Below are 20234 nucleotides of genomic sequence, written 5' to 3' on the forward strand. Positions count from 1 at the left end.
ACCTTCGCCAAGCCCGGAAGGAGAAACCCATGGGACAGCGTACGCCTCTGTATGACCTGCATCTCGCCCTCGGCGCGAAAATGGTCGATTTTGGCGGTTGGGATATGCCTTTGCACTACGGCTCGCAAGTTGAAGAGCACCATCAGGTGCGACGCGACTGCGGGGTGTTCGATGTATCTCATATGACCGTGATCGATGTCACCGGCCCCCAGGCCAAGGAATGGCTCCAGCACCTGCTGGCCAATGATGTCGAACGTCTGCATGGCTGCGGCCGTGCGTTGTACAGCGCCATGCTCAACGAAAAGGGCGGCGTGGTGGACGACATGATTGTCTACCGCACCGAGGCGGCCTATCGGCTGGTGGTCAATGCTGCCACCCGCGATCAGGACATCGCCTGGATGCACGCGCAACTGGGCGACTATCAGGTGCACCTGCATGAGCGGTCCGAGTTGGCCATGCTGGCCATCCAGGGGCCCCACGCCCGGCAGAAGATTGCCGAGTTGGTGACCCAGTCTCGCGGCACCCTGATTCACCAGCTCAAGCCCTTCGAGGGTCAGGCCGATGGCGATTGGTTTATCGCTCGTACGGGCTACACCGGCGAAGACGGCCTGGAGATTGTCTTGCCGGCCGATCAGGCGCCGGGCTTTTTCAACGACCTGGTGGGCGCTGGTATTTCACCCATCGGCCTCGGCGCCCGCGATACCCTTCGCCTGGAAGCCGGCATGAACCTGTACGGCCAGGATATCCATCAGGATGTTTCGCCCTTGGCGTCGAACATGGCCTGGAGCATCGCCTGGGAGCCTGTCGAGCGCAATTTCATTGGTCGTGCCGCGCTGGAAGCGGAAAAAGCCGCCGGCGTGCAGTGGAAACTGGTCGGGCTGGTACTGGAAGAGCGCGGGGTTTTGCGCGCTCACCAGGTGGTTCGTATCGCCAATATTGGCGAAGGGGAGATCACCAGTGGTAGTTTCTCTCCTACGCTGAGCAAATCCATTGCCCTGGCGCGTGTACCGACGGCAACCGCTGATCGGGCCGAAGTGGAAATCCGCGGTAAGTGGTACCCGGTTCGAGTGGTCAAACCGACCTTCGTGCGCCATGGCAAAACCTTGATCTAACCTATTTCCGGCAGGCCAATGGCCGCTGACATTACTTCTTGAGGACACAGACTATGAGCGATATCCCTGCCGACCTGCGTTTTGCCGAAAGCCACGAATGGGCGCGCCTGGAAGCTGACGGCACCGTGACCGTCGGTATTTCCGACCATGCTCAGGAAGCGTTGGGTGACGTGGTATTCGTTGAGTTGGCCGAAGTTGGCGCCCAGTTTGGCGCGACAGATCAGGCGGGTGTGGTTGAGTCGGTCAAGGCCGCTTCGGATATCTACGCCCCGGTTGCAGGCGAAGTGATCGCCGTCAACGAAGAGCTGGGTGGTAGCCCTGAGCTGCTGAACTCCGACCCGTACGGCGCGTGGATCTTCAAGCTCAAGCCAAGCAACCCGGCTGACCTGGAAAAACTGCTGGATGCCGCTGGCTACAAAGCCGCCATCGGCGAGTAAACGCCAAGGGCTGCAACGGCTCAAAACAATGTGGGAGCTGGCTCGCCTGCGTTGCGGGCACCTTGGCGTATCAGTGATACCCAGGTGACGCAATCGCAGCCGAGCCAGCTCCCACAGTTGGTTGTGGTTAGCCGGCCTTGAGCACCGCTTTGACTGCCGCTACCGATCGCTCCACATCCGCCTCTGTCATCGCCGTAAACATCGGCAGCGACACGATCAAACGCCCAACCCTCTCCGCCACCGGGAACATGCCTTCCTTGAACCCCTGTGCCCGATAAAGGCTCAGCAGGTGGATCGGCGGGTAGTGATAGCCAATGCCTACGCCATGAGCCTGCATCTGCTCCATGAAGGTCGCGCGGGCAGGCAGGCCGTCCTGACGCTCCGGCAGCACGAGCTGGAACAGGTGCCAGTTGCTGTTTTCGAAATCAGCCGGCGGCAACTGTGCGCCGTATTGTTCTTCAAAGTCACCGCCAAAGCATTTGAAATAGTGTCGCGCCAGGTTCTGGCGATGCGCGGTGATCTTCTCGATATGGGCAAATTGCCCCAGGCCGATGGCGGCGGCGATGTCGGTCATGTTGAACTTGCCGCCCAGCACGTCTACGTCCAGGCCGTCGAAGCCGGTGCGGGTAACGCCTTGCAGGCGATATTTCTCGGCCAGCCGCGCTTCTTCGGCATTGTTCAATACCAGGCAACCGCCCTCGGAAGACGTGATGTTCTTGTTGGCCTGGAAGCTGAACGAGACAAAATCGCCAGTGGCGCCGATACGCTCGCCATCCCAACTGGAACCCAGCGCCTGGGCAGCATCCTCGACGATGCGCAGGTTGTACTTGTTCGCCAGGGCATACAGCATCGGCATGTCCAGCGGCAGGCCGGCCAGGTATACCGGGATGATCGCCTTGGTGCGCGGGGTAATGGCAGCTTCTACCTGGGCCAGGTCGATATTGCGCGTCACCGGGTCGATATCGGCAAATACGGGCGTAGCACCCACTTCCAGAATGACGTTGGCTGTGGCAACCCAAGAGATCGGCGTGGTGATGACTTCATCACCCGGGCCGATACCGGCGATGCGCAAGGCAATCTCCATGGTGCAAGTGCCCGAGTTGAAGGTGCGCACCGGCCGGCCGCCAAAGTATTCCGACAGCTGTGCCTCGAAGGCCTGCACTTTCGGCCCGCTGGTGATCCAGCCTGAGCGTAATACGTCGCCTACTGCCGAAATGGTGGCTTCATCAATGGTGGGTTTGGAAAACGGCAGGAAGGGCTGTTGGCTCATGACGACGAAGGCATCCGTTTCAGATTGGCGATGAGTAAGCAAGGTATCAGTACCGGCATGGTTGCACGGCTTGACTGAATATAGCCTGTCGCCTGTGAATGAATCGTCGCGCATCGGACAAAAAAATGCCGCTGTGAAGCGGCATTTTTCTTGGGGCTGGTGATATTCGGTAACGGTTATTCGGTCACTGCGTTTTTCGCAAGGATGGCGTTGGCCAGTTCCATATCCGTGGCCTGCAGGCCAGGGTTGTCAGCGCGGACTTTCTGCATCGCGGCTTCCAGGTACGGGCCACGGATGCCGCCGTCGCTGGCAACGAAGCTGCCTGCGTCGTCTTGCGCGGCGACCACCAGCTTGTGGTCCTTGAAGGTCAGGTACGTCGAGCCGGTAGTGGCACCCGACGAGATGACATTGCGCCAGAAGCTGTCGGCCATGGCTGAACCGACAGGGAGGGAAAGCACAGCGAGGGTTGCGACAGCATATTTGAGACGCATGATGGGTGACTCCGGGTGGGTTATCTGTACTTTATGATTGTAGATAACCCAACCGAGTTCCATCACTGACTAAACAGTTTCTACCTTCAAAACCACGCCCTCCTGGCCAACCACCCGGACTTGAGCGCCTACAGGGCTGTCCGGGCCGGTCACCATCCACACGCCATCGCCGACTTTTACCTTGCCCCGCCCATCGACGATGGCCTGGTGCACCATGAAGGTGCGGCCGATCAGCTCCGAGCCCCGCTCGTTCAGCCCCGGTTGGTCGCTGGCCTTGGCGCTGCTGCGCTGGCGCTTCCACCAGTACACCGCTGTCAGGATCGACAACACGGCGAACAGCAGGAGCTGCCATTCCAGCCCCAAGGGCGGCACCAGGAACTTGATCACGCCCACGGCGGCCGCTGCGATACCCATCCACAACAGGTAACCGCCAGCGCCAAATACCTCGAGAATCAACAGCACGGTACCCAGTGCCAGCCAATCCCAGAACGACAAATGCTGCAGGAAATCCCACATGGCGCTGGCCTCAGCCTTTCTTGTTGTCGAACGTTGCCTTGACGATCTCGCCAATACCGCCGACCGCGCCGATGACTTGGCTCGCTTCCAGCGGCATCAGGATGACCTTGCTGTTGTTGGCCGAGGCCAGCTTGCCCAGTGCGTCGATGTATTTTTGCGCGACGAAGTAGTTGACCGCCTGCACGTTGCCTGACGCAATCGCCTCCGACACCACCTGTGTCGCACGCGCTTCTGCTTCGGCCTGGCGCTCACGGGCTTCGGATTCAAGGAACGCTGCCTGCCGGCTACCTTCCGCCTCAAGGATCTGCGCCTGCTTTTTACCCTCGGCGGTCAGGATCGCCGAGGCGCGCAGGCCTTCGGCTTCGAGGATTTGCGCACGCTTGATCCGTTCGGCTTTCATCTGGCCGGACATGGCAGCCATCAGGTCGGCGGGCGGGCTGATGTCCTTGATCTCGATACGGGTGATCTTGATGCCCCACGGCGCGGTCGCTTCGTCCACGGTTTTCAGCAGTTTTTCGTTGATACCGTCACGCTGGCTGAGCATCGCATCCAGCTCCATGGAGCCGAGCACGGTACGGATGTTGGTTTGCAGCAGGTTGCGGATGGCGTGTTCGAGGTTGTTGACCTCATAGGCCGCCTGGGCAGTGTTGACGACCTGGAAGAAGCACACGGCGTCGATCTGCACAGTGGCGTTGTCGGCGGTGATGACTTCCTGGGGCGGAATATCCAGCACGCTTTCCATCACGTTGATCTTGCGACCGATGCGATCCATGACTGGGATGATGATGTTCAGGCCAGGCTTCAGGGTGTTGGTGTAGCGGCCGAAACGCTCGACCGTCCATTGATAACCCTGGGGGACGACCTTGAAACCCATGAACAGGATGGCGATGGCCAAGCCCACGAAAAGAAGCAGTACGGTTCCGATCTGCATAGCGATTCCCTATCTGATGGTGTCAGTGAAACGACGTTCGGCCGATTGTAACGGTGTTGTCATCGATAAGAACGGTTTCACCGAGTAACAAACAAAGGATTTGTTACTGAATCCCCGGGGGTCACGCGCACTACTTCCGACATCGTGGTCAGCCCCGCCTCGACTTTTTGCAGGCCAGCCCTGCGCAGGCTGCACATGCCTTGGGCGATTGCCGCCTGGCGCAGGGCCTGCACGTCGGCACCCGGCGTGATCAGTGCCTTGATCGCATCGTTCAACACCATGATTTCGTGAACGCCGGCTCGCCCGCGGTAACCACTGTGTCGACATTCGACACATCCGACGGCCTCGTGGACGTCACCCCGTGCACGCTTGCAGTGAGGGCACAACACCCGCACCAATCGCTGCGCCATCACGCCCAGCAACGTCGCTTTGATCAAATAATGAGCGATGCCCAATTCCTGCAAGCGACTGATCGCGCTGGGTGCATCGTTGGTATGCAGGGTCGACAGCACCAGGTGCCCGGTCAACGCGGCCTGGATCGCCATTTCGGCGGTCTCCTGGTCGCGAATCTCGCCGACCATGATGATGTCCGGGTCCTGGCGTAGCAGGGCGCGGATGCCGGCCGCAAAGGTCAGGTCGATGTTGTGCTGCACCTGCATCTGGTTGAACGCCGGCTCGACCATCTCGACCGGGTCTTCAACTGTGCACAGGTTGACCTCCCGGGTCGCCAATTGCCTGAGCGTGCTATAGAGGGTGCTGGTCTTGCCCGAACCGGTCGGGCCAGTGACCAGGATGATGCCGTTGGTCTGGCTCGTCATGGCGTGCCAGCGCTGTTGGTCATCCACCGACAAGCCCAGTTGGTCAAAACCTTCGAGCAGCACCTGCGGGTCGAAAATCCGCATCACCAGTTTTTCGCCAAACGCCGTGGGCAAGGTTGACAGGCGTAGCTCTACCTCCGCCCCCGCAGGGCTTTTAGTCTTGATGCGGCCATCCTGAGGCCTGCGTTTTTCCGCCACGTTCATGCGGCCCAGGCTTTTCAGGCGGCTGACCACCGCCATGGTGACCTGAGGCGGAAACTGATAGACGTCATGCAGCAACCCATCAATGCGAAAGCGTACGCGGCCCTGTTCACGGCCCGGCTCGATGTGGATATCACTGGCGCGCTGGCCGAAGGCGTACTGCAACAACCAGTCGACGATATTGACGATATGCGCGTCATTGGCATCCGGCTCTTGCTCGCCGGCGCCGAGGTTGAGCCATTCGACATTGCCAGGCGCCGCGACCTTTTGGTCGGCACCGCTGACGGACTTGGCCAAACGGTAGAACTCGCTGATACAACGCGCAATGTCTTGGGGGTTGGCGACTACGCGCTTGATCGAACGCTTGAGCACCTGCGCGAGCCCTGCTTCCCAACTGGAGACAAGGGGCTGGGCGCTCGCAACGGTAACCGTGTGGGCGTCTACCGCCACCGCGAGGATGGCATGGCGTTGGGCGAACGCGTGGGACATCAACGGCACCACCGCGGCCACATCGATCTTCAACGGGTCGATGCGCAGATAAGGTTGCCCGGCATGCTGGGCGAGCCATGCGGTCAGGGTTTCCAGGTCGGGGCCATGGGCTGCGATGGTCTCCAGCGGATGCTGGGTGTTGCTGGCCGGTAACGCCAGCAAGCTTTGCGCAATGTCGGGGGGGATGAGTCGCCCTTCGACCAAAGCCGGCAACAGCTGATGCAGTTCCAATCGTTGATCGACAAGCATGGTGGATTTCCTGGGAGGCAGTAGGCATAAATCCCAGGCTAGCCAGGCTCTGGCTATCCACCTCCCCGCGTGTATTGCAGGTTTTTACTGGGCGACGGCCACCACCGCCGCAGGCCCCACGGAATCGGCGGGCCGCAGATCCAGTGTGCAAACGCTGATCAGGTTTCGAATCTTTTCACCGATCACCTGGGCGCGGTGCCAGCTCAAGCCATCGATCACGATGTCGAGGTGCAGCAGGTCGTCTTCCCGGCACGCTGTGACCTGCTGAGGCGTGAGGAACTGCAGGGCGAAAAAGTTGAGTACCCGGCACAACACGTCCGGCTCCGCCTCCGCGACGATCCGGTAGTGCGCCTGGCAATGGGCGCTATTCACGGCCCACGCATCAACGCGGGTAACAGGGTGGGTGGTTTCGACGGCGTGCATGCAGGCTCTCCTAAATCGGCTGGAGAAATTTTTACATTCGCCTCGGGAGATTTCTTATCTAAGATGAGCCTATTATTCGATTAATCGACTCATTCAATTCAAGATAAGCGCCATAACGGGTATTTATATGCACAGCGAGCTGGACGCCTACGACCGCCGTATCCTGGCTCTGTTGCAAGAAGACGCCTCGCTTTCCAGCGCGCAGATCGCCGAACAGGTGGGGCTGTCTCAATCCCCGTGCTGGCGGCGGATCCAGCGGCTGAAAGAAGAGGGCGTGATTCGTGGCCAGGTGACCCTGCTGGACCGCAAGAAGATCGGCCTCAATACGCAGATTTTCGCCGAGGTAAAACTCAACGCCCACGGCCGTTCCAACTTCAACGAGTTCACCGACGCAATTCGTGGGTTTCCGGAAGTGTTGGAGTGTTATGTGCTGATGGGGGCGGTGGATTTTCTGCTGCGCATCGTCACCTCGGACATTGAGGCGTATGAGCGGTTTTTCTTCGAGAAACTGTCGATGGTGCCGGGGATTCAGGAGGTCAACTCGATTGTGGCGTTGTCCGAGATCAAGTCCACCACCAGCCTGCCAGTATTGCGCTGACAGGGATGGCCTTATCGCCGGCAAGCCGGCTCCTACAGGGACAGTGCAGGAGCCGGCGATAGCGAACTTACAGACGCAACAAGGTCTTCCAGGCACGGTTCTGATACACCGCAATCGCCTGATGCATCCGCGCGTCCAGTGACTCATCGGTGATCGGCTGGTTGGCCAGTTGCGCCAACTTGTTCAGCTCGCCATACAGGCGGTCCAGTTCCGGGATGTCGACCACCTGACGGGCATGGTGCAGCCAAGCCTGGATGCGTTCGATGCGCGGCAACTGTTCAGCCAGGTCTTCCGGCTGTTGCTGGTAGCGCGGCAGTTGCAGGGCGACGGCGTCGTCGGCCAGCAGGCGTGGCAGCCAGTTGGTGATTTGCGCGGCGCCCTGGCGGTTGCCACGTACGTTGCGGTCAGCGGTCCAGGTACGGGCCAGCAGCCAGCGCGAAGCATTCAGTGAGAACAGGCCCCAGCGCACGTCATTCAGTTCTTCGATGAACTGTTCGGGGGCGGCTTTGCGAATGTCTTCATCGTCGTCGCCAGCCTGCACCAAGGGGCGCCAGTCTTCCAGCAGGGCATCGAGGGCGCTGCGCAGTTCGCTGGTGGATTGACGCGGTGCGGCCTGGCCGAGGCTGCCGACCAGGGCGCGCAGTTCGCCGAGGTTGTCGACCCAGTCTTGCAGCAGGCGCCAGTGGCCGTTGAAGCGGTATTGCTCGGCCAGGCGCTGGCTGCTGCCCAGCAGGTGCCACATGATTGCGGCGAAGGCATCGTCCAATGGCATTTCGGCGTGCAACTGCGGCGCCGGTAGGCTCAGGGAGTAGCTGCTGGCGTCGTACAGGCGGTAGCCGCGTTCGGCCTTGCTGATGTCACAGGGCATCAGCGCCAGGGTCGCGGCCAGTTCGGCGGCCAGTTCCAGCAACGCGGCCGGCTCACCTTCGCGCAGTTCCAGTTCCAGCTCGCAGATTTCTTCCTTCTGCTTGCCGACCACCACATGGCCCAGGTCCAGGGCCGCTTCGATCACCACCTTGGCCTTGCCACGGCCCCAAGCGATTTCGGCGCGTTCACGCACGAAATCGGTGGTGAAGATCGGCTTGAGGGTTTTTTTGTCCAGCTCGGCCAGTTGCTCGGGCCAGCACTCACCATCGAGTTTCTTCACGTCGAGCTTGGCTTTGGGCAGTTCCCAGTTGTATTCGTTACGTTCCGACAAGCCGGCGACGCTTTGGCCACGGGTCTTGAGGGTCTGGATGATGTCGTCACCGTCCTTGCGCAGGCGCAGGGCGACTTTGGCCTGGGCCAGGTCGCGTTCGGGGGTGTCAAAGTACTGGTTCATCAACTCACGGCGTTCCCAGCCACTTTTGTTGCGTTTTTTCAGGAGCGGGTGCTCACGCAGCGCGGCGAGGGTCTCGCGGCTGACACGGAGCTTGATTTCGGTTTCTTTCTGCATGGCCGGAAAATCCAGGATCGGGAGCGCAGCCGGGGAAAAGAGTGGCTGCCAAGGTCGTGCAGTGTACAGGACTGAGCCCGGCAACGTGCCGCAACGGTTTATTGTGTCGTGCAGATGGCTCTATAGTGAGGCTCATCCGGGAAGTTGAGAGACCGCGCATGCCGTTACCGTCCATGAAAGAGCAGTTCGCCGCATTGATTGCCGCGCCTTCGGTCAGTTGCACCCAAGCGTCTCTCGACCAGACCAACCGCCCGGTCATCGATTTGCTCGCCACTTGGCTGGGCGACTTGGGGTTCTCCATCGACATCCAGACCGTCAGCCCCGGCAAGTTCAACCTGCTGGCCAGCTTCGGCAGTGGTCCCGGTGGCCTGGTGCTGGCGGGCCACAGCGACACCGTTCCCTATGACGCCGCGCTGTGGAAGACCGATCCGCTCAAGCTGACAGAAGTTGACGGCCGCTGGGTAGGGTTGGGCAGTTGCGACATGAAGGGTTTTTTCGCCCTGGTCATCGACGCCGTGCTACCGCTGCTGGAACAGCCATTCAAGCAGCCGCTGCTGATCCTCGCGACCTGCGATGAAGAGAGCTCCATGTCCGGTGCGCGCGCACTGGCCGAGGCGGGGCGCCCGCTGGGCCGCGCAGCGGTGATCGGCGAGCCGACCGGGCTCAGGCCGATTCGCCTGCATAAAGGTGTGATGATGGAACGCATCGACATCCTTGGCCAAAGTGGCCATTCGTCGGACCCAAGCCTGGGCCACAGTGCGCTCGAAGCCATGCACGACGCCATCGGCGAATTGCGCGGCCTGCGCCTGGCCTGGCAGCGCGAGTACCGTAACCCGCAATTCAGCGTGCCGCAGCCAACCATGAACTTTGGCTGTATCCACGGTGGTGACAACCCCAACCGCATTTGCGGCCAGTGCTCCCTGGAGTTTGATCTGCGGCCTTTGCCGGGCATGGATCCCGAGGTGCTGCGCGCCGCGATCCGGCAGAAGCTTGAACCGCTCGCCGAGCGCCATCAGGTCAAGATTGACTACGCGCCACTGTTCCCCGCGGTCCCCCCTTTCGAGCAACCGGAAGATGCCGAACTGGTGCGGGTTGCGGAACGATTGACCGGCCATCGTGCCGAAGCAGTAGCGTTCGGCACCGAAGCGCCTTATCTTCAGCGCCTGGGTTGTGAAACCCTGGTGCTGGGCCCCGGCGACATCGCCTGCGCCCACCAGCCGGGCGAGTACCTCGAAATGTCACGCTTGACGCCTACAGTGCGTCTATTGCGGGAACTGATCGAACATTACTGCCTGAAGCCTGCATAAATTAACCCCTGCCTGTTCGTACATAGAAGGAGAGTGAGCGTGTCGCCAAGCCTGTTCCGACGATAACCATCAGCCAGCTGTGCGTTTTCACGACTCATCCTTTTTCGGCTGCTTTTTATTACAGGCCCAGGTTCAATGCCCGACTACGTTAATTGGCTTCGTCACGCTTCGCCGTACATCAACGCCCACCGGGACTGCACCTTCGTTGTCATGCTGCCTGGCGATGGCGTGGAACATCCCAACTTCGGCAATATCGTCCACGACCTGGTGTTGCTCCACAGCCTCGGTGTGCGACTGGTGCTGGTCCACGGTTCGCGTCCACAGATCGAGGCACGCCTTGAAGCGCGTGGCCTGACCCCGGCTTACCACGAAGGCTTGCGCATCACTGATGCGGCCACGCTGGAGTGTGTGATCGACGCGGTCGGCCAACTGCGTATCGCCATTGAAGCGCGCCTTTCCATGGACATGGCGTCGTCGCCAATGCAGGGTTCGCGCCTGCGGGTGGCCAGTGGCAACCTGGTGACCGCGCGTCCTATCGGCGTATTGGAAGGCGTGGACTACCACCACACCGGCGAAGTGCGCCGCGTCGACCGCAAGGGTATCAACCGCCTGCTGGACGAGCGCTCCATCGTGCTGCTTTCGCCGCTGGGGTATTCACCCACGGGTGAGATCTTCAACCTGGCCTGCGAGGACGTCGCCACCCGCGCTGCCATCGACCTGGGTGCCGACAAGCTGCTGCTGTTTGGCGCAGACATGGGCCTGATCGATGAAAACGGTCGCCTGGTGCGCGAACTGCGCCCGCAACAAGTGCCTGCGCACCTGCAGCGCCTGGGCAGCAGCAACTACCAGGCTGAGTTGTTGGATGCGGCCGCCGAGGCCTGCCGTGGCGGAGTAGGGCGCAGTCATATTGTCAGCTACGCCGAAGACGGCGCGTTGCTCACCGAACTGTTCACCCGCGACGGCGGCGGCACGCTGGTGGCCCAGGAGCAATTCGAACTGGTGCGTGAAGCGGCGATTGAAGACGTTGGTGGTTTGCTCGACCTGATCAGCCCGTTGGAAGAGCAGGGCATCCTGGTGCGCCGTTCGCGGGAAGTATTGGAGCGCGAGATCGAGCAATTCAGCGTGGTGGAGCGCGAAGGCATGATCATCGCCTGCGCGGCGCTGTACCAGATCGCGGATTCGGATGCGGGCGAGCTGGCGTGCCTGGCGGTGAACCCGGAATATCGCCACGGCGCGCGCGGCGATGTGTTGCTGGAGCGTATCGAATCACGTGCCAGGGCCCAAGGGTTGAAGACTCTGTTTGTCCTCACCACACGCACCGCCCACTGGTTCCGTGAGCGGGGTTTTGTGCCGAGCAGTGTGGACCGTTTGCCGTCGGCGCGGGCTTCGCTGTACAACTATCAGCGTAATTCGAAGATTTTCGAGAAGGCTCTCTGACTTACCGCAAGGCTGGCTCTTGTGGGAGCTGGCTTGCCTGCGATTGCATCACCTCGGTTATGTGCAAGACCGAGTCGCTAGCATCGCCGGCAAGCCGGCTCCTACAGGGTTCAGGGTTTGACGAATTTATCGGTCACGTACCCTGAATAGTCTGGCAACACTGCCTCAACCTTTCCTTGTTCCTTCAAGAACTTCGCCGTCTCCCCAATCGCCTTCGCCGTGCCGCCCTTTAGCAGCGCGCCGGTTTGCTGTGCCTGCGCATCCGGGAACGTGGTACCGGCCAACAGCTCTGGGATATCGGCGGCGTTTGAACCTGTCAGTTTCGCGATTTTCTGCACCGGCTCAGAATCCACTGTCCACTGCTCTTTATGGTCGGCATAGTCGGCGAAAGCGTCCAGCGTGACCTTGGCAAACCTGGCCACTACGTCAGGATGTTTTTGCGCAAAATCCTTGCGTGCCACCCACACCTCAAACGTTGGTGCGCCCCACTGACCCACCTGGGCCGCGTCTGTCAGGGTCTTGCCGGTCTTGCGGATTTCGCCCAGGGCCGGCGACCACACGAATGCACCGTCGATGTCGCCACGTTTCCACGCGGCGGCAATTTCGGCCGGCTGCAGGTTCACTACCTTGACTTGCCTGGTGTCCAGGCCCCAGTGCTTCAGCGCGCCGAGCAGGCTGTAATGAGACGTTGAGACAAACGGCGTGGCGATGGTCTTGCCGACCAGGTCTTCGGGTTTTTCGATGCCGCTGCCGTTACGCACCACCAAGGCTTCAGAAGTGTTGATCTGGGCCGATACGATAAACGCGACGATGGGTAGATTGCGCGAAGCTGCCGCGGCGAGGGGGCTGGAACCGAGGTTACCGATTTGCACATCGCCGGAGGCGATAGCCGTTACGACTTCCGGCCCACTGTTGAACCGGCGCCACGCGATCTTCTCGCCAATGGCCTTTTCGTAGAGGCCATCGGCCTGTGGGACTTTGCTGGGATCGATGCCAGTTTGGTAGCCGATGGTCAAATCGGCCGCTTTGACACCAAAAGAAAGTATTAGTGACACAAAAACTGTAACAAATTGACGGGAGGATGTGCGTTTGGCCATGATGGCGTCGCCTTTTTGATCGTGGGTGACGTATGCAGCAGTACGATCACACTATTCGATCTAAAAAAGCGCTAATAAATACCGTTTAGGAATTAGCTTATGGAGCGGTTCGTCTACCCGACTTGCCCGCGTCATCGAAAGGCTTATTCCCAAATCGTATGAAAAAGAATGAAACAATTCTTTTTGGGTGTATGAAAAACTCATTACCCTGCAGGGACCAAATCAACTGCGGTTAGACGAAGGTAGTAGACATACAAGGTTACGATTGACTTGGTAGTCACTATCTGGCGCTAATCGCGCATCTGTGGATCGAGGGCGTCAGACCCGAGACCAAAGAAATACAAAAATTAGAAATGAGAGGAGCGGTACATGAAGAAGTCAACATTGGCGTTGGCCGTGGCTGTAGCTGCGATTGCCCAACAGGCAAACTCCGCCGGTTTCATCGAAGACAGCAAGGCAACACTGGGGCTGCGTAACTTTTATATCAACACTGATAACCGTGATGGTCATCCTAACGCCACGTCCAACACTCGCAGCAAAAACGCCGAGTGGGGCCAAGGCTTTGACCTGCGTTTCATCTCGGGTTACACCCAAGGCACTGTTCAATTTGGTGTTGATGCGATCGGTCTGTACGGCGTGCGTCTGGATTCGAGCAAAGCTGATCATGGTAACTACACTGGCACCGCTTCTGGCGGCACCGTCTTCCCAAGCGACGGCAACAAAGCTGTCAACGATTACGCCAGCCTGGGCGTGACCGGTAAGGTGAAGATCTCCCAAACAGAACTGAAGCTGGGCACCTTGCAGCCTAAGCTGCCAGTTATCGTGACCAACGATGGTCGTCTGCTGCCGCAAACCTTCCAAGGTGGCCAGATCACTACCAACGACATCAAGGATTTGACCTTGGTCGCCGGTCAGGTGGAAAAGGCCAAGGGCCGTAACTCCAGCAACAACGAAAATCTGTCGATCGCTGGTGCCAACAACAGCTCCAACTACAAGACAGGCAAGTTCAGCAACAAATTCTACTACGCTGGTGGTGACTACAAGCTGACCAAGGACCTGACTGCCCAGTACTACTACGGCAATCTGGAAGATTTCTACAAGCAACACTTCCTGGGTCTGACCCACAACTGGGCTATCGGCCCGGGTGTATTGAAATCTGACCTGCGTTATTTCAACAGCTCTGACGATGGTAAGAACGGTGACACCACCACTTACTACACTACCGGTAACTACAACGGTTTCACTGGTGGTCGAGGCAAAGTCGACAACAATCTGTACAGTGGTCTTTTCCTGTACACCGTTGGCGGTCACACCTTCGGTGGTGGTTACCAGGTCAGCAATGGCAGCAGCGACTTCCCTTGGTTGAACCAGGGTGATGGTTCGTCGGCTTACATCACTACCGATATGCAAATCCAGAAGTTCGCCCGCGCTGGCGAGCGTACCTGGCAAGCTCGCTACGCCTATGACTTCGCAAAAGTGGGTGTGCCTGGCCTGACTGCTGGTGTTGTGTACCTCAAAGGTAGCGACATTGACACCGTCGGCACCAACGCCGCACGTACTGAAATCACCGGCCAGTCCGAGTGGGAGCGCGACATCACCGTTGCCTACGTGATTCCAGAAGGCCCGCTGAAAAACCTCGGTGTTGCCTGGAAAAATGCGATGTGGCGTACCGACCTGGCGAACACCCGTTCCCAGGACGAAAACCGCCTGATCGTCAGCTACTCGCTGCCACTGTTCTAGTAGCGTGAAGCTGTTGTAAGTCTGTAAAACCTTGCCCGGCGCAACGCCGGGCAAGGTGTCTTGCTTTCAAGTCGGGCCAAACCCCCGCAGGCCCTTCCCGAACCCCTCTGTGTACAGCGTCTCAAGGCCTTCTCGAACCTTGGAAGCGATGTTGCTCCTCGCCTGTGCCCGCGTCCAATGAACAGATTTTTAATATTCCCTTATCGTCTAGATAGATCGATATTTATTCTTTTTAAATAATCCACAATCCATGCACAGTGGGCTCCATAAGCACTCACCAGGAGCCACACCATGAGCCTAAGACTGGGCGATATCGCCCCCGACTTCGAACAGGATTCCAGCGCCGGCAAGATTCGTTTCCACGAATGGCTGGGCGATAGCTGGGGTGTGCTGTTTTCCCATCCGGCGGACTTCACCCCGGTGTGCACCACCGAACTGGGTTTCACTGCCAAGCTCAAGGACGAATTCGCCAAGCGTGGCGTCAAGGCTATCGCCCTGTCGGTAGACCCGGTGGACTCGCACCACAAGTGGATCGAAGACATCAACGAGACCCAGCACACCGTCGTCAATTTCCCGATCCTGGCGGACGCCGACCGTAAGGTCTCGGACCTCTATGACCTTATCCATCCCAACGCCAGTGACACCCTCACCGTGCGTTCCCTGTTCGTAATCGATCCGAACAAGAAGATCCGCCTCACCATCACCTACCCGGCCAGCACCGGGCGCAACTTCCATGAAATCCTGCGGGTCATCGATTCGCTGCAGCTGACCGACAACCACAAGGTCGCCACGCCCGCCAACTGGCAGGACGGTGATGAGGTGGTGATCGTGCCGTCGCTCAAGGATGAGGACGAGATCAAGAAGCGCTTTCCCAAGGGTTACCGGGCGGTCAAGCCGTACCTGCGGTTGACCCCACAGCCCAATCGCTGAGGCTGATAGCGCCATCGCGGGCGAGCCCGGCTGCGCATTCCCCTGTGGGAGTCGGGCTTGCGCGCGATGGCCACTACCTCTATTGAGCCAGAACCCAATCACATAGCAGGGGTTTTCAGGCCGTTTTGACGGCCTTTTTTTTCGCCTGCGTTTTGATCTGTCGTATATGCATTTAAAGAATAAACACATGAAAAAATAAGATTTAAAGATATATAAATCTGCTGATAAGGTCTGTTCCATCTTGGCGCCATCGCCACACAGCGAACCGTCGACACCTGCTCAAGGAATTCCTGCATGTTGGTCGTAACACTTGGAGGCAGTCCCAGCCAGCGTTCCCGCTCCGGGGTGTTGCTGGATAAAACCCGTCAGTGGTTGCAAGACAAAGGCGTAGAAGTGGTGAGTTACCAGATACGGGACTTCCCGGCTGAAGACCTGCTGCACGCGCGCTTCGACAGCCCCAAGGTCATTGACCTGCTGCAACAAGTGGCTAACGCGGATGGCTTGGTGATCGCGACCCCGGTGTACAAGGCCTCGTTCTCCGGCGCGCTGAAAACCCTGCTGGACCTGCTGCCCGAGCGTGCCCTGGCCCATAAGGTCGTGTTGCCGATGGCCACCGGCGGCAGCATTGCCCACATGCTGGCGGTGGACTACGCCTTGAAGCCTGTGCTGTCGGCGCTGAAGGCCCAGGAATTGCTCCACGGCATCTTTGCCGAGGACAGCCAGATCGCTTATGGCGAAGGCAGCGCCCAGGCGCAATTGGTGCCGGTGCTCGAACACCGTCTGCACGAGGCACTGGAGACGCTTTACGACGCCATGGCCCGTCGCCCGAAACCGCTGGACCCCCATGTGTTGAATGAACGTCTGTTGAGTGCTCGCTGGAGCATCTGAGCCTTACCGCATTTTGTAGTACTCACCTTACTCAGCCGCCAACGGCCAAGCAGGTGCAGCCAACCCCCTCATCGCATTATTTGGAGAGAGCGCCATGCGCACTGTCATCTTGCGTCGTGGTCTGGTCGCACTGTTTGCTGCGGCTGTGTCCTTCGGCGCCATTGTTCAAGCTCACGCGGCCGAGACCCTGCGTATCGGTTATCAGAAGTACGGCACGCTGGTCCTGCTCAAGGCCAAGGGCACCCTGGAAAAACGCCTCGCGGCCCAGGGTGTGAACGTGCAATGGACCGAGTTTCCCGGCGGCCCGCAATTGCTGGAGGGCCTGAACGTCGGCTCCATCGATTTTGGCGTGACCGGTGAAACCCCACCGGTTTTCGCCCAGGCAGCCGGGGCCGACTTGCTCTACGTGGCCTATGAACCGCCAGCGCCGACCAGCGAGGCGATCCTGGTGCCAAAGGATTCACCGATCAACTCCGTGGCCGAGCTCAAGGGCAAGAAAATCGTGCTCAACAAAGGCTCCAACGTGCACTACCTGCTGGTCCGTGCCCTGGAAGACGCCGGCCTGAAATACACCGACGTGCAGACTGTTTTCCTGCCACCTGCCGACGCGCGTGCCGCGTTCGAACGTGGCAGCGTGGACGCCTGGGTGATCTGGGACCCGTACCAGGCCGCCGCCGAGAAACAGGTGCAAGCCCGCACCCTGCGTGACGGCACCGGCATCGCCGACAACCATCAGTTCTACCTGGCCACCAAGCCGTACGCCGAACATCACCCGCAGGTGATCAAGGCCTTGATCGAAGAGGTGCGCGCCGTGGGCGAATGGTCCAAGGCCAACCCACAGGAAGTGACTGAACAAGTGGCGCCGCTGCTCGGCCTGCCGGCTGACATCACCCTGACCTCGGTGAAACGCCAAGGCTACGGCGCACTGTTCCTGACCCCTGAAGTGGTGGCGGCCCAGCAGAAGATCGCCGACAGCTTCTACCAACTCAAACTGATCCCCAAGCCCTTGAACATCAAGGACGTGATCTGGACGCCACCCGCCACCGTGGCCAAAGCGCCGTAATCCGACTTCTTCAGGAGACAACTCCATGAGCCTCAATATTTTCTGGTTCCTGCCTACTCACGGCGACGGCCATTACCTTGGCACCGCCGAAGGCGCTCGCGCCGTTGACCACGGTTACCTGCAGCAAGTGGCCCAGGCTGCCGACCGCCTCGGATTCGGCGGGGTGCTGATCCCGACCGGACGCTCTTGCGAAGATTCGTGGCTGGTGGCCGCCTCACTGATCCCGGTGACCCAGCGTTTGAAATTCCTTGTCGCGCTGCGCCCCGGGATCATTTCCCCGACGGTAGCGGCGCGTCAGGCCGCGACCCTGGACCGCCTGTCCGGTGGCCGGGCGTTGTTCAACCTGGTCACCGGTGGTGACCCGGAAGAATTGGCCGGCGATGGCTTGTTCCTCAGCCACGAAGAGCGCTACCAGGCCTCGGTGGAATTCACCCGCATCTGGCGCCGTGTGCTGGAAGGCGAAACCGTGGACTACGACGGCGAGCACATCAGCGTCAAAGGCGCCAAGTTGCTGTACCCGCCGATCCAGCAACCACGTCCGCCGCTGTACTTCGGTGGTTCTTCCGAAGCGGCCCAGGACCTGGCAGCCGAACAGGTGGAAATGGTCCTGACCTGGGGCGAGCCGCCGGCGGCCGTCGCAGAAAAAATCGAACAGGTTAGGGCCAAGGCCGCGAAGCTTGGGCGCACCGTGCGCTTCGGTATTCGCCTGCATGTGATCGTGCGTGAAACCAACGACGAAGCATGGAAAGCCGCCGACAAACTGATCTCTCACCTGGACGACGACACCATCGCCCGTGCCCAGGCCTCCCTGGCGCGCTTCGACTCCGTCGGCCAGCAACGCATGGCGGCCTTGCATGGCGGTAACCGCGACAACCTCGAAGTCAGCCCCAACCTGTGGGCCGGCGTCGGGCTGGTGCGTGGCGGTGCGGGCACCGCGCTGGTGGGCGATGGCCCAACCGTCGCGGCACGCGTGAAGGAGTACGCAGCGCTGGGTATCGACACGTTTATCTTCTCCGGTTATCCCCACCTGGAAGAGTCGTATCGCGTCGCAGAACTGCTGTTCCCTCACCTGGATATCGAACGTCCCGAGCTGCCGAAAAGCGCCGGCTACGTGAGCCCGTTCGGCGAAATGGTCGCCAACGACATCCTTCCCAAAGCTGCGTCACAGAGCTGAGGCGGCGCCATGAACTATGAAAAACTGAGCCACCGTGTGGCGCCCTGGATACTGCCGGTTCTATTGCTGGCGGTGTGGCAGTTGTCGGTGTCGGCGGGTTGGTTGTCGACCCGTATCCTGCCGGCCCCGAGCGCGGTAATTGAAGCCGGTATCAAGCTGGTCGCCAGTGGTGAAATCTGGACCCACCTGGCTATCAGCGGCTGGCGTGCCGGCCTGGGTTTTGTGATCGGCGGCAGCATCGGCCTGGCCCTGGGCTTTATCACCGGCCTGTCGAAGTGGGGCGAACGCCTGCTGGACAGCTCGGTGCAGATGATCCGCAACGTGCCGCATTTGGCGCTGATTCCGCTGGTGATCCTGTGGTTCGGCATCGACGAGACGGCGAAGATTTTCCTGGTCGCCCTTGGCACGCTGTTCCCGATCTACCTCAACACGTACCACGGCATCCGCAACGTCGACCCGGCGCTGGTGGAGATGTCGCGCAGCTATGGCTTGTCCGGGTTCAGCCTGTTCCGCCAGGTGATCCTGCCGGGCGCGCTGCCGTCGATCCTGGTGGGCGTGCGCTTTGCCCTGGGCTTCATGTGGTTGACGCTGATCGTGGCGGAAACCATCTCCGCCAGCTCGGGTATCGGCTACCTGGCGATGAATGCCCGTGAATTCCTGCAAACCGACGTGGTGGTGCTGGCCATCGTCATGTACGCCATCCTCGGCAAGCTTGCCGACCTGGCCGCTCGCGGTCTGGAGCGTGTGTGGCTGCGCTGGCACCCGGCCTATCAAGTGAATAAAGGAGGTGCGGCATGACAGCTCAACAACCCCCGCGCCTGCTGAAGGGCATTCCCCTGGCGGTACGCAAGTTGCGCAAGGCCTTCGGCGCGCGCGAAGTGCTCAAGGATATCGACCTGCACATTCCTGCCGGCCAATTCGTCGCGGTGGTCGGTCGCAGTGGTTGCGGTAAAAGTACCTTGCTGCGCCTGCTGGCCGGCCTGGACAAAGCCAGCGGTGGCGAGCTGCTGGCCGGCTCCGCACCGCTGAGCGAAGCGATTGAAGACACGCGGCTGATGTTCCAGGAAGCACGCCTGCTGCCGTGGAAAAAGATTATCGACAACGTGGGCCTGGGCCTTAAAGGCAACTGGCGCCCCAACGCGCTGCAAGCCCTGGAGGCGGTTGGCCTGGCCGAACGGGCCAATGAATGGCCGGCGGCGCTGTCCGGTGGGCAGAAGCAACGCGTGGCCCTGGCCCGCGCGCTGATCCACCAACCGCGCTTGCTGCTGCTGGACGAGCCGTTGGGCGCGCTGGATGCGCTGACCCGCATCGAAATGCAGCAACTGATCGAAAACCTGTGGCAGAAGCACGGTTTCACCGTGTTGCTGGTGACCCATGACGTCAGCGAAGCCGTGGCGATTGCCGACCGCGTCATCCTGATCGAAGACGGCGAAATCGGCCTTGACCTCATCGTCGACCTGCCGCGCCCACGCGCCCGGGGCTCACATCGCCTGGCCGCGCTGGAAGCCGAAGTGCTCAACCGTGTGTTGTCGTTGCCCGGCACGCCGCCAGAACCCGAACCCGTTTCACCGCTGCCTACGCAATTGCGTTGGGCTCAATAACTCACTTGTCCCATGAAGGAAGAACAC

The 20234-nt window shown here is 60.1% G+C and carries 20 protein-coding genes; 12 read left to right on the top strand and 8 right to left on the bottom strand.

Translation table 11 applies throughout. The features are described from left to right. Positions 1-29 precede the first annotated feature (29 nt). Positions 30-1112 (top strand): glycine cleavage system aminomethyltransferase GcvT, encoded by a 1083-nt coding sequence (gene gcvT, locus CQ002_RS01895; protein WP_034110121.1) that lies wholly within the window; start codon positions 30-32, stop codon positions 1110-1112. A 53-nt stretch (positions 1113-1165) separates the two neighbouring features. Continuing rightward, positions 1166-1549: a glycine cleavage system protein GcvH gene (gene gcvH / locus CQ002_RS01900; RefSeq protein WP_034110119.1), complete on the top strand. Its 384-nt coding sequence runs from the start codon at positions 1166-1168 to the stop codon at positions 1547-1549. A 127-nt stretch (positions 1550-1676) separates the two neighbouring features. Here the strand turns inward: gcvH and CQ002_RS01905 are convergent, their stop codons facing one another. The 6 genes from CQ002_RS01905 to CQ002_RS01930 all read right to left on the bottom strand — a co-directional run bounded on the left by CQ002_RS01905 (position 1677) and on the right by CQ002_RS01930 (position 6937). Beyond that, positions 1677-2819, bottom strand: coding sequence for a DegT/DnrJ/EryC1/StrS aminotransferase family protein (locus tag CQ002_RS01905; RefSeq protein ID WP_069078521.1), 1143 nt, complete (start codon positions 2817-2819; stop codon positions 1677-1679). 176 nt (positions 2820-2995) lie between these two features. Then, positions 2996-3310: a DUF2388 domain-containing protein gene (locus CQ002_RS01910; protein WP_003176799.1), complete on the bottom strand. Its 315-nt coding sequence runs from the start codon at positions 3308-3310 to the stop codon at positions 2996-2998. A 69-nt stretch (positions 3311-3379) separates the two neighbouring features. Further along, positions 3380-3826, bottom strand: coding sequence for an NfeD family protein (locus CQ002_RS01915; protein ID WP_034110117.1), 447 nt, complete (start codon positions 3824-3826; stop codon positions 3380-3382). A 10-nt stretch (positions 3827-3836) separates the two neighbouring features. Next, positions 3837-4757 carry an SPFH domain-containing protein gene (locus tag CQ002_RS01920; protein WP_010207363.1) on the bottom strand — a complete coding sequence of 307 codons (921 nt, stop codon included), beginning with the start codon at positions 4755-4757 and terminating at the stop codon, positions 3837-3839. Between the two features lie 77 nt (positions 4758-4834). Further along, positions 4835-6514, bottom strand: coding sequence for a GspE/PulE family protein (locus CQ002_RS01925; protein ID WP_105163033.1), 1680 nt, complete (start codon positions 6512-6514; stop codon positions 4835-4837). Positions 6515-6598: 84 nt separating this feature from the next. Next, positions 6599-6937 carry a hypothetical protein gene (locus CQ002_RS01930; protein WP_034110112.1) on the bottom strand — a complete coding sequence of 113 codons (339 nt, stop codon included), beginning with the start codon at positions 6935-6937 and terminating at the stop codon, positions 6599-6601. Between the two features lie 127 nt (positions 6938-7064). Here CQ002_RS01930 and CQ002_RS01935 point away from each other — a divergent pair, with 127 nt between their 5' ends. Further along, positions 7065-7535: an Lrp/AsnC family transcriptional regulator gene (locus tag CQ002_RS01935; protein WP_034110110.1), complete on the top strand. Its 471-nt coding sequence runs from the start codon at positions 7065-7067 to the stop codon at positions 7533-7535. A 67-nt stretch (positions 7536-7602) separates the two neighbouring features. Here CQ002_RS01935 and CQ002_RS01940 read toward each other — a convergent pair whose 3' ends face one another. Continuing rightward, a complete protein-coding gene (locus CQ002_RS01940) occupies positions 7603-8970 on the bottom strand; it encodes an inorganic triphosphatase (RefSeq protein WP_105163032.1) in 1368 nt (455 codons plus the stop codon). Between the two features lie 158 nt (positions 8971-9128). Here CQ002_RS01940 and argE point away from each other — a divergent pair, with 158 nt between their 5' ends. Together argE and argA are read left to right on the top strand one after the other, a co-directional pair. Beyond that, a complete protein-coding gene (argE, locus tag CQ002_RS01945; protein WP_098467542.1) occupies positions 9129-10277 on the top strand; it encodes an acetylornithine deacetylase in 1149 nt (382 codons plus the stop codon). A gap of 135 nt (positions 10278-10412) precedes the next feature. Then, positions 10413-11714 (top strand): amino-acid N-acetyltransferase, encoded by a 1302-nt coding sequence (argA, locus tag CQ002_RS01950; RefSeq protein WP_034110104.1) that lies wholly within the window; start codon positions 10413-10415, stop codon positions 11712-11714. A 110-nt stretch (positions 11715-11824) separates the two neighbouring features. Here the strand turns inward: argA and tauA are convergent, their stop codons facing one another. Then, on the bottom strand, positions 11825-12811 hold the full coding sequence (tauA, locus tag CQ002_RS01955) for a taurine ABC transporter substrate-binding protein (RefSeq protein WP_105163031.1): 987 nt from the start codon (positions 12809-12811) through the stop codon (positions 11825-11827). A 369-nt stretch (positions 12812-13180) separates the two neighbouring features. Between tauA and CQ002_RS01960 the strand changes: the two genes are divergently transcribed. The 7 genes from CQ002_RS01960 to ssuB all read left to right on the top strand — a co-directional run bounded on the left by CQ002_RS01960 (position 13181) and on the right by ssuB (position 20207). Next, positions 13181-14551, top strand: coding sequence for an OprD family porin (locus tag CQ002_RS01960; RefSeq protein WP_105163030.1), 1371 nt, complete (start codon positions 13181-13183; stop codon positions 14549-14551). Between the two features lie 291 nt (positions 14552-14842). Next, positions 14843-15481, top strand: coding sequence for a peroxiredoxin (locus tag CQ002_RS01965; RefSeq protein WP_034110101.1), 639 nt, complete (start codon positions 14843-14845; stop codon positions 15479-15481). Between the two features lie 294 nt (positions 15482-15775). Then, positions 15776-16369: an NADPH-dependent FMN reductase gene (gene ssuE / locus CQ002_RS01970; protein ID WP_034110099.1), complete on the top strand. Its 594-nt coding sequence runs from the start codon at positions 15776-15778 to the stop codon at positions 16367-16369. A 94-nt stretch (positions 16370-16463) separates the two neighbouring features. After that, entirely contained in the window at positions 16464-17432 is a 969-nt protein-coding gene (locus tag CQ002_RS01975) for a sulfonate ABC transporter substrate-binding protein (RefSeq protein ID WP_105163029.1), read from the top strand. A gap of 25 nt (positions 17433-17457) precedes the next feature. Beyond that, positions 17458-18606: an FMNH2-dependent alkanesulfonate monooxygenase gene (gene ssuD, locus CQ002_RS01980; RefSeq protein WP_003176786.1), complete on the top strand. Its 1149-nt coding sequence runs from the start codon at positions 17458-17460 to the stop codon at positions 18604-18606. Between the two features lie 9 nt (positions 18607-18615). Beyond that, positions 18616-19404 (top strand): aliphatic sulfonate ABC transporter permease SsuC, encoded by a 789-nt coding sequence (ssuC, locus tag CQ002_RS01985; protein ID WP_034110094.1) that lies wholly within the window; start codon positions 18616-18618, stop codon positions 19402-19404. Continuing rightward, a complete protein-coding gene (gene ssuB, locus CQ002_RS01990) occupies positions 19401-20207 on the top strand; it encodes an aliphatic sulfonates ABC transporter ATP-binding protein (RefSeq protein ID WP_034110092.1) in 807 nt (268 codons plus the stop codon). Before ssuC ends, ssuB begins: the two co-directional genes overlap by 4 nt. Positions 20208-20234: the final 27 nt, after the last annotated feature.

The organism is Pseudomonas sp. MYb13, assembly GCF_002980075.1.
Taxonomy (GTDB): Bacteria; Pseudomonadota; Gammaproteobacteria; order Pseudomonadales; family Pseudomonadaceae; genus Aquipseudomonas; species Aquipseudomonas lurida.